Source organism: Bacteroides sp. Marseille-P8574 (assembly GCF_902825465.1).
Taxonomy (GTDB): Bacteria; Bacteroidota; Bacteroidia; order Bacteroidales; family Bacteroidaceae; genus Bacteroides; species Bacteroides uniformis.
Genome location: NZ_CADEBE010000001.1, coordinates 1,707,536 through 1,721,478, shown reverse-complemented (window position 1 = coordinate 1,721,478; position 13,943 = coordinate 1,707,536). Strand labels below are relative to the sequence as shown.

The 13,943-nt window shown below is 47.3% G+C and carries 16 protein-coding genes; 13 read left to right on the top strand and 3 right to left on the bottom strand.

Annotation, left to right across the window (positions count from 1 at the left end; genetic code table 11):
* Window positions 1–15 precede the first annotated feature (15 nt).
* From rpsM to HUX74_RS07445, 7 genes are all read left to right on the top strand, one after another.
* On the top strand, window positions 16–396 hold the full coding sequence (gene rpsM / locus HUX74_RS07475; RefSeq protein ID WP_005941839.1) for a 30S ribosomal protein S13: 381 nt from the start codon (window positions 16–18) through the stop codon (window positions 394–396).
* 11 nt (window positions 397–407) lie between these two features.
* On the top strand, window positions 408–797 hold the full coding sequence (rpsK, locus tag HUX74_RS07470; protein WP_002558049.1) for a 30S ribosomal protein S11: 390 nt from the start codon (window positions 408–410) through the stop codon (window positions 795–797).
* A gap of 117 nt (window positions 798–914) precedes the next feature.
* Entirely contained in the window at window positions 915–1,520 is a 606-nt protein-coding gene (gene rpsD / locus HUX74_RS07465) for a 30S ribosomal protein S4 (protein ID WP_005825685.1), read from the top strand.
* Window positions 1,521–1,531: 11 nt separating this feature from the next.
* On the top strand, window positions 1,532–2,524 hold the full coding sequence (locus HUX74_RS07460) for a DNA-directed RNA polymerase subunit alpha (RefSeq protein WP_117601011.1): 993 nt from the start codon (window positions 1,532–1,534) through the stop codon (window positions 2,522–2,524).
* Between the two features lie 3 nt (window positions 2,525–2,527).
* Window positions 2,528–3,031: a 50S ribosomal protein L17 gene (gene rplQ, locus HUX74_RS07455; RefSeq protein ID WP_117601012.1), complete on the top strand. Its 504-nt coding sequence runs from the start codon at window positions 2,528–2,530 to the stop codon at window positions 3,029–3,031.
* A 140-nt stretch (window positions 3,032–3,171) separates the two neighbouring features.
* Window positions 3,172–3,585: a hypothetical protein gene (locus HUX74_RS07450; protein ID WP_174646445.1), complete on the top strand. Its 414-nt coding sequence runs from the start codon at window positions 3,172–3,174 to the stop codon at window positions 3,583–3,585.
* A 109-nt stretch (window positions 3,586–3,694) separates the two neighbouring features.
* Complete coding sequence (locus HUX74_RS07445) at window positions 3,695–4,234, top strand: hypothetical protein (protein ID WP_174646444.1); 540 nt, start codon at window positions 3,695–3,697, stop codon at window positions 4,232–4,234.
* A gap of 40 nt (window positions 4,235–4,274) precedes the next feature.
* Here the strand turns inward: HUX74_RS07445 and HUX74_RS07440 are convergent, their stop codons facing one another.
* The gene (locus HUX74_RS07440) at window positions 4,275–6,173 is read right to left on the bottom strand and encodes a MutS family DNA mismatch repair protein (protein WP_174646443.1); all 1,899 of its coding nucleotides are present in this window, start codon (window positions 6,171–6,173) and stop codon (window positions 4,275–4,277) included.
* A gap of 126 nt (window positions 6,174–6,299) precedes the next feature.
* Here HUX74_RS07440 and HUX74_RS07435 point away from each other — a divergent pair, with 126 nt between their 5' ends.
* Window positions 6,300–6,944, top strand: coding sequence for a DUF6563 family protein (locus HUX74_RS07435; RefSeq protein WP_371808677.1), 645 nt, complete (start codon window positions 6,300–6,302; stop codon window positions 6,942–6,944).
* An 11-nt stretch (window positions 6,945–6,955) separates the two neighbouring features.
* The gene (locus tag HUX74_RS07430) at window positions 6,956–7,369 is read left to right on the top strand and encodes a DUF6078 family protein (RefSeq protein ID WP_254592844.1); all 414 of its coding nucleotides are present in this window, start codon (window positions 6,956–6,958) and stop codon (window positions 7,367–7,369) included.
* Between the two features lie 217 nt (window positions 7,370–7,586).
* Here the strand turns inward: HUX74_RS07430 and HUX74_RS07425 are convergent, their stop codons facing one another.
* Window positions 7,587–8,207, bottom strand: coding sequence for a lysine exporter LysO family protein (locus HUX74_RS07425; protein ID WP_117966505.1), 621 nt, complete (start codon window positions 8,205–8,207; stop codon window positions 7,587–7,589).
* Window positions 8,204–8,482: a LysO family transporter gene (locus HUX74_RS07420; RefSeq protein WP_005825664.1), complete on the bottom strand. Its 279-nt coding sequence runs from the start codon at window positions 8,480–8,482 to the stop codon at window positions 8,204–8,206. Before HUX74_RS07420 ends, HUX74_RS07425 begins: the two co-directional genes overlap by 4 nt.
* A gap of 431 nt (window positions 8,483–8,913) precedes the next feature.
* On the opposite strand from HUX74_RS07420, the gene HUX74_RS07415 reads away from it, so the two are divergent.
* From HUX74_RS07415 to hutI, 4 genes are all read left to right on the top strand, one after another.
* Entirely contained in the window at window positions 8,914–9,573 is a 660-nt protein-coding gene (locus tag HUX74_RS07415) for a lipocalin family protein (protein ID WP_117966508.1), read from the top strand.
* Between the two features lie 137 nt (window positions 9,574–9,710).
* Entirely contained in the window at window positions 9,711–11,699 is a 1,989-nt protein-coding gene (locus HUX74_RS07410; protein ID WP_174646441.1) for a urocanate hydratase, read from the top strand.
* A 31-nt stretch (window positions 11,700–11,730) separates the two neighbouring features.
* The gene (gene ftcD, locus HUX74_RS07405) at window positions 11,731–12,621 is read left to right on the top strand and encodes a glutamate formimidoyltransferase (RefSeq protein ID WP_174646440.1); all 891 of its coding nucleotides are present in this window, start codon (window positions 11,731–11,733) and stop codon (window positions 12,619–12,621) included.
* Between the two features lie 63 nt (window positions 12,622–12,684).
* Window positions 12,685–13,938, top strand: a complete 1,254-nt coding sequence (hutI, locus tag HUX74_RS07400) for an imidazolonepropionase (protein WP_117601028.1) — start codon at window positions 12,685–12,687, stop codon at window positions 13,936–13,938.
* Window positions 13,939–13,943: the final 5 nt, after the last annotated feature.

The window sequence follows — 13,943 nt, the reverse complement described above, 5'->3', positions numbered from 1 at the left end:
AAAATAATTTAGTATATGGCTATAAGAATAGTTGGTGTCGATTTGCCTCAAAACAAGAGAGGTGAAATTGCGTTGACCTATGTATATGGTATAGGTCGTAGTAGTTCAGCAAAAATTTTGGATAAAGCAGGTGTTGACAGAGACCTGAAAGTAAAAGACTGGACGGATGATCAGGCTGCCAAGATTCGTGAGATCATTGGTGCAGAGTATAAGGTTGAAGGTGATCTTCGTTCTGAAGTTCAATTGAACATTAAGCGTTTAATGGATATCGGTTGCTATCGTGGTGTTCGTCATCGTATTGGTCTTCCAGTAAGAGGTCAGAGCACAAAGAACAATGCCCGTACTCGTAAGGGTAGAAAGAAAACCGTTGCTAATAAGAAAAAAGCTACTAAATAATAATTGTTGATATGGCAAAAAAAACAGTTGCAGCAAAAAAGAGAAATGTGAAGGTTGATGCTAATGGACAGTTGCATGTTCATTCATCTTTTAACAACATTATTGTTTCTCTGGCAAACAGCGAAGGTCAGATCATTTCTTGGTCTTCTGCCGGAAAGATGGGTTTTAGAGGTTCAAAGAAGAACACTCCCTACGCAGCACAGATGGCTGCTCAAGATTGTGCTAAGATAGCATACGATCTTGGCTTGAGAAAGGTAAAAGCATATGTGAAGGGCCCGGGTAACGGACGTGAGTCTGCTATTAGAACTATCCACGGTGCAGGTATCGAGGTTACTGAAATCATTGACGTAACTCCGCTTCCGCACAATGGTTGTCGTCCTCCGAAAAGACGTAGAGTTTAAAATTTACCTTTAATAGAAGTGAGACTTGATTTTGTTATTGGATTGTAAACTTTCTCTCTGCAATCGCGGCTGCAACAAACCCAAGTTCATGAATAAACAATTAAATATTTAAAAGAAATGGCTAGATATACTGGACCAAAATCAAGAATAGCCCGTAAATTCGGTGAAGGTATCTTTGGAGCAGATAAAGTATTGTCAAAGAAAAACTATCCTCCCGGACAGCACGGTAATTCCAGAAAGAGAAAGACTTCTGAATACGGTGTTCAACTTCGTGAGAAACAGAAGGCTAAATATACTTATGGCGTTTTGGAAAAACAATTCCGCAACTTGTTTGAGAAGGCTGAGACTGCTAAAGGTATTACTGGTGAAATCCTTCTCCAATTGTTGGAAGGTCGCCTTGACAATATCGTATTCCGTTTGGGTATTGCTCCTACTCGCGCAGCTGCTCGTCAGTTGGTGAGCCACAAGCACATTACTGTAGACGGTGAGGTTGTGAATATTCCTTCTTATGCAGTAAAACCGGGTCAGGTGATCGGTGTTCGTGAAAGATCCAAATCATTGGAAGTTATCGCTAACTCACTGGCTGGTTTTAACCATAGCAAATATCCTTGGTTGGAATGGGATGATAACTCTAAGGTTGGCAAATTGCTGCATGTACCTGAAAGAGCAGACATTCCTGAAAACATTAAAGAGCATTTGATCGTAGAATTGTATTCTAAATAATAATTAATTTCATGGCGATATTAGCATTTCAAAAACCTGATAAAGTATTAATGTTGGAAGCGGACTCTAGATTCGGAAAATTCGAATTTCGTCCGTTGGAGCCCGGTTTCGGTATTACCGTGGGTAATGCACTGCGCCGCATCCTGCTTTCTTCATTGGAAGGTTTTGCTATCACTACTATCAAGATAGACGGTGTTGAGCATGAATTTTCCAGTGTTCCGGGGGCAAAAGAGGATGTTACTAACATTATCTTGAATCTGAAACAAGTGAGATTCAAGCAAGTAGTTGAAGAATTCGAGAGTGAGAAAGTAAGTATTACGGTCGAGAATTCAAGTGAATTTAAAGCAGGTGACATAGGTAAGTATTTGACTGGATTTGAAGTGTTAAATCCTGAATTAGTTATTTGTCATTTAGATTCAAAGTCAACTATGCAGATAGATATTACGATCAACAAAGGTCGTGGTTATGTTCCTGCTGACGAAAACCGCGAATATTGCACCGATGTGAACGTAATTCCTATCGATTCTATTTATACTCCGATACGTAATGTGAAGTATCAGGTAGAGAACTTCCGTGTAGAGCAGAAGACCGACTACGAGAAACTGGTACTTGAGATTACTACCGACGGTTCCATTCATCCGAAAGAAGCCCTGAAAGAAGCAGCAAAGATTCTGATTTATCACTTCATGCTTTTCTCTGACGAGAAGATTACGCTGGAAACAAATGATGCTGACGGCAATGAAGAGTTTGATGAAGAAGTATTGCACATGCGTCAGTTGCTGAAGACCAAGCTCGTTGATATGGATCTCTCTGTACGTGCCCTCAACTGTCTGAAGGCTGCAGATGTAGAGACTCTTGGTGACTTGGTACAATTCAACAAGACGGATTTGCTGAAATTCAGAAACTTCGGAAAGAAATCGCTTACCGAGCTTGATGATTTGCTGGAAAGTCTGAATCTGTCGTTTGGAACTGATATTTCTAAATATAAATTAGATAAAGAATAAAAAATGAGACATAATAAGAAATTCAACCATTTGGGTCGTACTGCCTCTCATAGAAACGCTATGTTGGCTAATATGGCGTGTTCTTTGATTAAGCACAAAAGAATCACTACGACCGTTGCAAAGGCTAAAGCTCTGAAGAAGTTTGTTGAGCCTTTGATTACAAAGGCTAAAGACGATACGACTAATTCCCGTCGTGTTGTATTTAGCAATTTGCAAGACAAGTATGCTGTAACTGAACTGTTTAAAGAAATCTCTGTGAAGATTGCTGATCGTCCGGGTGGTTACACTCGTATTATCAAGACTGGTAACCGTTTGGGTGACAACGCAGAAATGTGCTTCATTGAACTCGTTGACTACAACGAAAATATGGCTAAGGAAAAGGTTGCCAAGAAGGCTACTCGTACCCGCCGTTCAAAGAAAGCCGCTGCTACTGAAGCTGCTCCTGCTGCAGAAACATCTGCACCGGTTGCCGAAGCTCCTGCTGCTGAGGAAGCTAAAGCTGAATAATTCAACTATTCTTTTTATATATAGAAGCCGTTCCAATTTGTTTGGAACGGCTTTTTTTTCCTATAAATCATCCAAGAAACATTAAAAGATGTGTGCACAAAACAAATTCCTGGTAGAAACTGTTATATTTGCACATAGATATGGCTAAATTCTTAAGATTCATAGGATTCATGGTGCTTGCATTGGCTTTATGGCAGACTGCAAGCGATGCATTTGCAAATAAAGCGGCAAGTGGGGGGAATGTTGTGAGTGAGAATACTATTGCCGTACATGAGCAGACTGATGCCTATATTGCGATGCCTCAATTACCTTATCTGCCGGATGCAGAGCTGGCGGGCATGGGTGGACAATTACATTTGCTGACGTACTCCCGTATACAGCGTATTTCTACCACGGAATATATATTTTCTTTAAAGGACTGGATTGACAAACTGGCCCAGCGAGCGGCTGTTTTGTCTCTGCATCGTGAGAAACTCTATGATGCCACTGCCTATTATCGTTGCCAGCCGGTGTGCGAATATTACATTTTCACACTAAGGCGTATTCTCATTTAGTGTTTTATTGAATCTTCCTTTTTCCCTTGTGTATGGTCAGACTATGTGTTTTTGCAGGGGAATACTGTATTTTCTATTTCTAATAAATTCATTAAAACATATTATAATTATGGCAACTCAAACTATTGACGCAACTCTTTTTGCGTCTTCACATCCCGATATTGTAAAGCGTACCAGTGTTTCAGGACTTATCTTTTCAGTAGCTATGCTGCTGGTCGGTGTTTTTATTTTTGCATCCATTTTTGAGATGAGTGATAAATCTTCCACTCTCAGCATGGCTTTGATGGTGCTGGGTACGGCATTCGTCTTGCTTGGCGTGTTCCGTCTGTTTTGGAAATCGAAGGAAGTGGTCTATTTGCCGACGGGCAGTGTGACCAAGGAACGCAGTGTTTTCTTCGATTTGAAATATTTGGGCAAACTTACAGATATGATTGAGAATGAACAGCTGAATGGCGAGACTGAAATAAAAAGTAGCGGCAGTGGAAATGTGCGCATGGATGTCATGATTTCTCAGGACAATAAATTTGCGGCTGTACAGTTGTATCAGTTTGTGCCTTACACGTATACTCCGGTAACTTCCGTACGCTACTATACGGGTAGCGATGCGGTTGCAGCGTCTACTTTCCTGGAGAAATGTAAAACTGCATAATAAGTCAAAGCGTTAGACTTGACTTTAACTGTGGTGGGGATTAGTCGGCAACGGCAATCCCCATTTTTTTCATCAGGAAGCAGGCGTTCATATTCTGGGCGATGCCTGGGCGCAAGCGGTAGGAGAAGGTCAGTTCATTGTCTGTAATGTCTGCTTCGAAGCGATAGTTGCGGATGTCATCGGGGAAGAGGTCGATGAGTGTTCCCAGCAGCAGGTCGTGGGTGGCAATGATGCCATTGGCCTGCAAAGTCATGAATTGCTTGATAAGGGAAAAGGAGCCTTTCTGCTTGTCCATGGAGTTGGTACCTTTCAGAATTTCGTCGAGGATGATGAACAGTTCCTCACCTGCCTGCAGCTTGTCTATGATGAGTTTCAGACGTTTGAGTTCGGCAAAGAAGTAGGACTCGTTGTCGTTCAGTGAATCCGAGGTACGCAGGCTAGTGATGAGCCGGGCCGGGCATATTTCCATTTGGCGGGCACAGACGGGGGCGCCGATGCAGGCAAGGAGGTAATTGATGCCCACCGTACGCAGATAGGTGCTTTTCCCTGCCATGTTGGCGCCGGTGACGATGATGAAAAACGGTCGTTTCACCATGTCGATGTCATTGCGGACACAGCGGTCACGGTTCATCAGCGGATGGCCCAGGGCTTCGGCACGGAGACGGAAGGAGGAAGGGGCATTGATGGGTGCTTCCGTTTCAGAATTGCTTTCTTCTTCTTTATTTAGGTTTCCTTTTCCCTTTCTTTCCGCTTGAACTATCTTTGGGTAAATATAGTCCGGATGATTATAGGCAAATGTTGCCAGTGAGTTGAGCGCATCCATTTGTCCGATGGCATCGAGCCACCCGGGCAGTTCAGCGGCATATTGCTCTTTCCAGGCTTCAATGCGCATGATTTGACGCAGTTCCCAGAAGAAGAGGCCGTTCAGAATGACGTACATAAAGACATTGTTGCGTTGGTCGAGTTCATCCATGAGCTTGTTCAGCCTGCTGATGGAGTGGGAGGCTTTCCGTTTTTCTCCGTCAATCTGTTGTTTTATCTCTTTGAGCAGGGTGGCTTGTGCAGGCTGCTTTTCCATGAGGTGGAGCAGGGCGGCGTAGGTGGAGAGAATTTGCAGTTTTTTGCCATAGATGGCCTGCATCTTGGTGACTTTGCCAGTGAAGCCGAAGCCGGCGATGACGAAGCAGGTCCAGATGATGCCGTAGATACTTGCGGACAGAATTCCTGCCATGACGAGTGCGAGGCAGATGAGGTTGGCTCCCGTCACCAGTATCGGCAGGAGGCGCAGTAATTTCCGGCTCCGGAAGATGCTCGGACTTTCCGCCCATTGGCACAGTTCTGTTTCATCGGCGGCTTTTCCTTTGTACAGCAGGCCGAGGATACGGAAGCGCTGACGGAATTTCAGTTCCGGAGCCAGTTCACTGACGGCTTCTTGTCGGCGGATGATTTCTTCCTTTCTCTCGAGATGTTTCCCCAGCCAGTGGGCGAGGCGGTGTTTCCCGGGCTGTGTGCAGGTACGGTTGATGTACTGGAAAAGGGAATGCGGACCGAAAACATCCAAATCATAGGTGTAGAGATGGGTGGGGTCGATGTATGCTTCGCCGTCATCGAAAGAAGACGTATCGTAATCCAGAGCGGCGAGTTCCTGCTCGTTGATTTCCATCTTCTTTTCCAGATAGTCCTTGCGATGGAACAGCCGGTTGTGGTATTTCATTAAAAATAGGAACGGCAGTAGGGTGATGAGGGCAATGCAGGCCAGTATACCCCAGCTCTCGCTCCAGAAATAGATAATTCCTACTACTCCTGCCACAAACAGCAGCAGGCGCAGGCTGCCGATGCGGTAAATCTTCTGTTGTACTTTATTCAGTTCTTGTCTTGCCTCTTCTGCCGTGTTGCGGTAGACGGCGCTGATTTTATCTATCGTATTTATTTGCTCCATACATGTTAAGTTTAAGGCAAAGATATACATTTCCAATTGTTTTTTCCGCGATTTTTTGTCTACTTCCGATAAAAAATGTACCTTTCGCTCACTAAAACAAAGTTTCAGAAAAGAGGAGGTTGGGATATGAAGAAGAGTTGGTTGTTAGGCGTTCTGATGTTGCTGGCGGTTTTGCCGGTGGGGGCGCAACAGGTAATGTATTCCAATCTGAGAGAGTTGGTGGAGAACCGTGGCGATACGGTTACCACACTGAAGATTGAGAAGCGTACAAAGAACCAGATTTACCTCATGGGCGGTGCCGATTATCGTATTACGGTAGACGACAATCTCGGTCTTTGCCGTTATTTGAAGTCCCGTTGTTATGCTGTACGGGTAGATACCTCGCTTTATGTCAATTGCCGTAAGATGCGCTATAAGCGTTATCGCTTCGGGCAGTGGTATGCACCTGCCATGTGGCTCGGTGGAAAGGTTTACTTCTGTGCACAGCCTGTGGGACAAGCAGCCACCAGTACCATGACTCCCGATGATGCCACACGATTGGGCGGTGAAGTGGGAGACGCCATCAATGCTTCGGGACTGGTGCATGCCCGCGTCTATTACGAACTGAATCCCGAAACCGGAAAGTCCGAGTTCGTGGGACGTGAGCGAATGATGCAATTGCTTGCCGGATACCCGACACTGCACGCCGAATTCGAGAAAGAAACAAGCGAGTCGGCAGAGGTCATCGGCAAGTATCTGCGTGCACTCCGTCCATTAATCACTAATCATTAATCATTAATAAGATGATATTATTGCAAGACGTGCCCGATGGGTACGAATACTGCTTTGCGGGTAACGGAAAGTGCCCCAAAGCCTCTTCCTGCCTGCGGGCGATAGCGGCACAACTGTTGTCCGAGAGTGAAGCCCCCCAACCACAGTCCGTTCGTGCGGTGAATCCTTTTTATGTCAGCAGCTTGTCCGGGTCCTCCACCTGTGCCCGTTACCGCTCCAGCGAGCAGCTGCACTATGCCCGCGGTATGACGCATCTTTTCGACGAAGTACCCACCAAGCTGCTTTTCACCGTGCGCCATCGCGTGATGGGATGCTTCTCTTGCGAACGCTATTACTATCATTGCCGCAAGGGCGAGCGGCCTATCTCTCCCGAAGAACAGGATAGCCCGGGTATTCAAGGCGGTAGGCATAAGCACCAAGCCTAAGTTCGACCGCTACGAGTATGCGGTAGCTTGGTGACCGGCTGCAAAGTCATTGCACGCCTTTTGCAGCGTCACTGCAAACCCGTTGCAGTCGCGCTGCAAAGCAGTTGCAGTATCACTGCAAAAAGCATGCACTCACTTTGCAGTGAGAAGTCGCTGTTGTTCACGTTGTTAAAGTATGAATACAATGAGGCCTTATCCTCCTTTTTCGGCCCGCTGTTTACAGATTGCAGAAGAAGGATACGAATACCGGTACACTCATATCAATTAATATTCCGTGGAATATAGCGATAGGAATCACATCCTTTCCGGAATATTGGGTGATGGAGGGTAGAAGTACATCCATCGAATTGACCCCTGCCGCCGATATAGGTGCCAGTTTGCCGAAATATTTCCGGATGAGCGGTGCACCCAGCAAAGCCATCATTTCACGGAAGATATTGGCAAGCAGGGCGATGGTGCCCAGTTCCGTGGCGAGTTGCAGACCTATGGAAGGTTCCTTGAATTGCGTAATCAGAATGGAGGAAAGCGAATAATAAGCAAATCCGCTACCCACCGCCATGCAGTCGAACACACTCCATTGGCTCAACAGCAGACTGGCGAAGGCGGAGAACAACAGTGTTCCCACAATGGTGGCCATCGGCACCAAAAGCATTTTGGGCCGCAGACTCTTGACCAGCTCCTTCAATTGCTTGTTGCTCCCGATGCCGATGCCCACCTGGAACATCAATGCATAGAGCACATACATGGATAAGTCGTGCAAGTCGAACTGAAAATCATTGGCTACTCCCATCAGGCAGCCGGCACAGAAAAATGCAACAACCATCAAACTTCCCTTCATCTCTTCTCTCCTTTCTTAAAAAATAGGTGAAACACCATCAGTGAGGCTAGCATGCTGCCTGTAATGCTCAGTGAGGCCAGTACGGCGGCCTGCCACCCGAATCTTCCCAGATTGTCAACAATCAGACGGTTGGAACCGATGGATACACCGAGTACAAAGAGCAGCAGTAAGATGGTGAGCGAGGCGCTTTTCTCCACTTTTTGCAACATCTGTACATTACGCATTAGGTATCCGATACCGATTCCTATAAACATGATGGATATAATTGTAAACATAAGTTTTTTTCTTTTTTGGGTGAATACATAGGTTAGTCCGGTTTTTCCGAACGGAAACTCCATACACGGCATCTCTCCCTCCTTTTCTCGGTAAGGGAAGTGCAAAATAGTAAGATGCAAATTGCAGGATAGTTAAATGAATCCGCTGAACCAATGTACGTGCACTATGAAGTGGCCGCATAAGGTCTTGTTGCCCCATGCAGCATTGCGCGTATTGTATCTTGTAGTTAAGTACTGGTTCATATCGTTTTTGAATTTCGGTGCAAAGGTAATGCTAGTTTGAATAATTTCCAAATAAATATTCATAATTTGTTTCGTGAAAAGATTCTTTGATGCGTGGAAGTTCCCGTAAAAACATTATTTTTGCAAGAGAATAGAGGAAAAACAAGAGCTCCTTTGTTTAGAAATATAGTTTTAAAAAGAGAAGAGATATGAAAAGATTGAGAGATTTAACTGCTGTTCTTGGCATGGTTGCTTTGGCTGCTTGCAACAATGCCTCCATTGAAGGCTCCTGGGTGGAGCCGGTTCCGGGAATGCCCGGCATGCAACAAGGTTTCGTTCTTGATAGGGACGGAAGCGCCTCTTCCATTAACATGGCCACCTTGAAATATGAGGCATGGAAAAAAGTAGGAAACCGGTTGTTACTTTCAGGTACCAGCATCGGCAATCACCAGAATATTTCTTTCACGGATACGCTGACAATAGAAAAACTGACGCAGGACAGCCTGATTCTCAAAAGAGGAGAGTTGCTCTTGAAATATGCCAGGAACAATGAAGCTCTGAATCAAAAAACAATACCTGCTGCGGTGCTTACCCCTGCCAAGAAACTTCTGTCGGTAAGAGGCGAGCTGGTCATCGGCCATGAGGTGCGTTCCTTCAAAGCCGAAGGAGATTCTGCCGATTATTGGATTGTGGATGAGACCGGAGAACTCATGCAAAAATATGATGATATGACGAAAGGAGTTAAAAACGGAAAACCGGTATACGTAGAGTTGGAAGTAATCGATATGGGCAAAGCCGATGACGGATTTGCCGCCGATTATGAGGGTGTCTATCAGATAATGAAAATCAATAAAATGGCTTTAAAATAGAAATCCTCTTTGTTGGTTTCTGACTAAAAGATAAATAATCCCGGCATTCCATTGCGAATGTCGGGATTTATTTCTATATTGCGGCAAATATAGCCCTCGTGGGCTGACATTTTGTAAATCCTTAATCTTTATAGGACATGGAGATAACCTTAAGTAAAACATTGCCTTCCTATCCTTCCTTTGTCGAGGGTATCCGGCGGGCACCCGACCGTGGCTACACCCTTACCCCTGCGCAGACGGCTACGGCATTGAAGAACGCTTTGCGCTACATCCCCAAAGAGCTGCACGAAACCCTCGCTCCGGAGTTCATGGAAGAACTGCGTACACGTGGACGTATCTATGGCTACCGCTACCGCCCGCAGGGCGACCTCAAAGCGAAATCCATCGATGAGTACAAAGGGAACTGTATTGAAGGCAAGGCCTTCCAGGTGATGATTGACAATAATCTTTGTTTCGACATCGCCCTTTATCCGTATGAATTAGTTACCTATGGTGAGACGGGACAGGTCTGTCAGAACTGGATGCAATACCGGCTCATCAAGCAGTACCTCGAAGTGTTGACGCGCGAGCAGACACTGGTTATCGAAAGCGGGCATCCGTTGGGACTGTTCAAATCCAAGCCCGAAGCGCCCCGTGTCATCATTACCAATGCGCTGATGGTGGGGCTCTATGATAATCAGAAGGACTGGCACACCGCTATGCAGATGGGCGTTGCCAACTACGGCCAGATGACTGCCGGAGGCTGGATGTACATCGGTCCGCAGGGCATTGTGCACGGCACCTTTAATACGCTGCTGAATGCGGGCCGTCTGAAGCTGGGCATTCCGCAGGATGGTGATTTGCGCGGACGCTTGTTTGTTTCTTCCGGTCTGGGAGGCATGAGCGGTGCGCAGCCCAAAGCTGCCGAGATGGCAGGGGCGGCGGCAATCATTGCCGAGGTGGATGCTTCCCGCATCGAAACCCGCCATACCCAGGGTTGGGTGGGACACGTTACGGATTCTCTGGAAGAAGCCTTCTCGCTGGCTCAAAAAGCGATGGATGAGTGCCGCCCGGTTTCTGTGGCCTATCACGGCAATGTCGTCGATTTGCTGGAATATGCGGTGCAGAAGCAGTTGCACATAGATTTACTTTCTGACCAGACTTCCTGCCATGCCACCTACGAGGGCGGTTACTGTCCCGTCGGACTGACGTTTGAGCAGCGTACCCGTATGCTACATGAAAATCCGTCGGAGTTCCGGTGCCTGGTGAATGTTTCCTTGGAGCGTCATTTCAAGGCTATAAAGAGGCTGGTGGAACACGGTACATACTTCTTCGATTATGGGAACTCCTTCATGAAAGCCGTCTACGATGCCGGTGTGAGCGAAATTGCGCGAGACGGGGACGATAAGAACGGCTTCATTTTCCCCAGCTATGTGGAAGACATTATGGGACCGGAATTGTTTGATTATGGTTATGGTCCGTTCCGCTGGGTGTGTCTCAGTGGAAAACATGAAGACTTGGTGAAGACCGACCGTGCGGCGATGGAATGTATCGACCCTACACGTCGCGGGCAAGATTTGGATAACTACAATTGGATTCGTGATGCGGAGAAGAACAATCTGGTAGTCGGCACGCAGGCTCGTATTCTCTATCAGGATGCCGTGGGACGCATGAATATAGCTTTGCGCTTCAATGAAATGGTGCGTAAGGGAGAGGTCGGCCCCATCATGTTGGGACGCGACCATCACGATGTCAGCGGTACAGACTCTCCATTCCGTGAAACATCCAATATCAAGGACGGCAGTAATGTCATGGCAGATATGGCGGTACAGTGTTTTGCCGGAAACTGTGCGCGTGGCATGAGCTTGGTGGCCTTGCACAATGGAGGTGGCGTAGGTATCGGAAAAGCCATCAACGGCGGTTTCGGCATGGTGTGCGACGGTAGTGAGCGGGTAGACGAAATCTTGCGTTCCGCCATGCTGTGGGATGTGATGGGTGGTGTGGCACGCCGTTCGTGGGCGCGTAACCCTCATGCCATGGAGACGAGTGAAGAGTTTAACCGTACGCATGCAGATGGCTATCATATCACGATGCCGTATGTGGCGGATGAGGATTTGATTAGAAGCATGTGTATATTCTCTCATTAGTATATTAGCATATTACTCACATTAGCATATTATGGACAGAATTATGGAATGCGTCCCTAATTTCAGTGAAGGGCGCGATTTGCAAAAGATAGATAAGATAGTGGCTTCTTTTCGGAGCAAACAAGGTGTGAAACTGTTGGATTACAGCAACGATGAAGACCATAACCGCCTCGTGGTGACCGTAGTGGGCGAGCCTGAACCGCTTCGTGATGCTGTGCTCGAAGCTATCGGCGTAGCGGTAGAGCTGATAGATCTCAATCACCATCAGGGACAGCACCCTCGTATGGGTGCTGTAGATGTAGTACCTTTTATCCCCATCCGGAATGTGACGATGGAAGAAGCTGTTGCCCTCTCCAAAGAGGTGGGCGAGGAGGTTGCAAAACGTTACAATCTTCCTGTCTTCTTATATGAAAAGTCTGCTTCTGCCCCTCATCGGGAGAATCTGGCTGCTGTCCGTAAAGGGGAGTTCGAAGGTATGGCCGAGAAGATAAAGCAACCGGAATGGCATCCCGACTTTGGACCGGCTGAACGTCATCCCACTGCAGGCACAGTAGCTATCGGTGCCCGCATGCCTTTGGTGGCCTATAACATCAACCTCAATACTCCCAGTCTGGAGATAGCCCATGACATTGCTAAGAAAATCCGTTTCATCGGCGGCGGACTGCGTTATTGCAAGGCAATGGGAGTGGAGTTGAAAGACCGCGGCATCACGCAGGTATCCATCAACATGACGGACTATACCCGCACCGCCCTCTACCGTGCTTTCGAACTGGTGCGTGTGGAAGCCCGCCGCTACGGTGTCAGCATTGTGGGCAGTGAGATTATCGGTCTGGTGCCGATGGAGGCCTTGATAGATACAGCGTCCTACTATCTGGGATTGGAGAACTTCTCCATGGAGCAAGTTTTAGAAGCACGAATGTAACCGAATTAAATAGTACTAACTTAATTCCCCTCCCTACGGGGGAGGGGTTAGGGGAGAGGCTTTATGACAGAGAACCTTATTATATTCAATGCCCGTGTCGTGACCCCCCTCGGTTTTTCCGCCCGTCGCGGCAGCGAGATGGAGCAACTGAGCATCATCGACAATGCTACGGTGGAAGTGACCGACGGTGTCATCACCTACGTCGGTCCCAACCGTGGAGAGGAGCGTGACGGCTATTATCAGCACTACTGGCATTACAATGCCCGCGGCAAGTGTCTGCTACCCGGCTTTGTGGACTCGCACACACATTTTGTGTTTGGTGGCGAGCGTGCCGAGGAGTTCTCCTGGCGTTTGAAGGGAGAGAGTTACATGTCCATCATGGAACGTGGAGGAGGCATCGTGAGTACGGTGAAGGCTACCCGTGCATGCAATTTCATCCAGCTGCGCAGCAAGGCGGAGGCCTTTCTGAAGCAGATGAGTGCTATGGGAGTGACTACCGTAGAGGGGAAGAGCGGCTACGGTCTGGACAAGGAAACCGAGCTCCTGCAGCTTCGGGTGATGCGTAGCCTTAATAATGACGAGCACAAGCGTGTAGACGTTGTCTCCACTTTTCTCGGCGCACATGCTGTGCCTGCAGAATACAACGGGCGGACGGACGAATACGTGGACTACATTATCCGCGAAGTGATGCCCGTAGTGGTTCATAATAATTTGGCAGAGTTCTGCGATGTCTTCTGTGAGCAGGGTGTTTTCTCCATCGAACAGTCTCGTCGCCTTTTGCTAGCAGCCAAGGAAATGGGACTTGCCTTGAAACTCCATGCCGATGAAATTGTACCATTAGGTGGTGCTGGGCTGGCTGCTGAACTTTCTGCCGTCTCTGCCGACCATCTGCTGCATGCTTCGGATGCGGACATCCGCGCCATGGCCAATAAAGAAGTTGTGGCGACCCTTCTTCCGCTGACAGCCTTTGCTTTGAAGGAACCCTATGCCCGTGGACGCGAAATGATTGATGCCGGTTGTGCCGTGGCTCTTGCCACCGACCTCAATCCGGGCAGTTGTTTCTCCGGTTCCATCCCCCTGACATTTGCCTTGGCGTGCATTTATATGAAAATGAGTGTTGAAGAGGCCATCACTGCCCTGACCTTGAACGGTGCAGCCGCCTTGAACCGTGCGGACAGCATTGGTAGTATCGAGGTGGGCAAAAAAGGGGATTTTGTAGTCCTCGATACGGACAATTATCATTTTTTGCCCTATTACGTCGGGATGAATTGTGTCAATACCACCGTGAAGAACGGAGTTCTTTATCCGGGACTTTAGAGCTC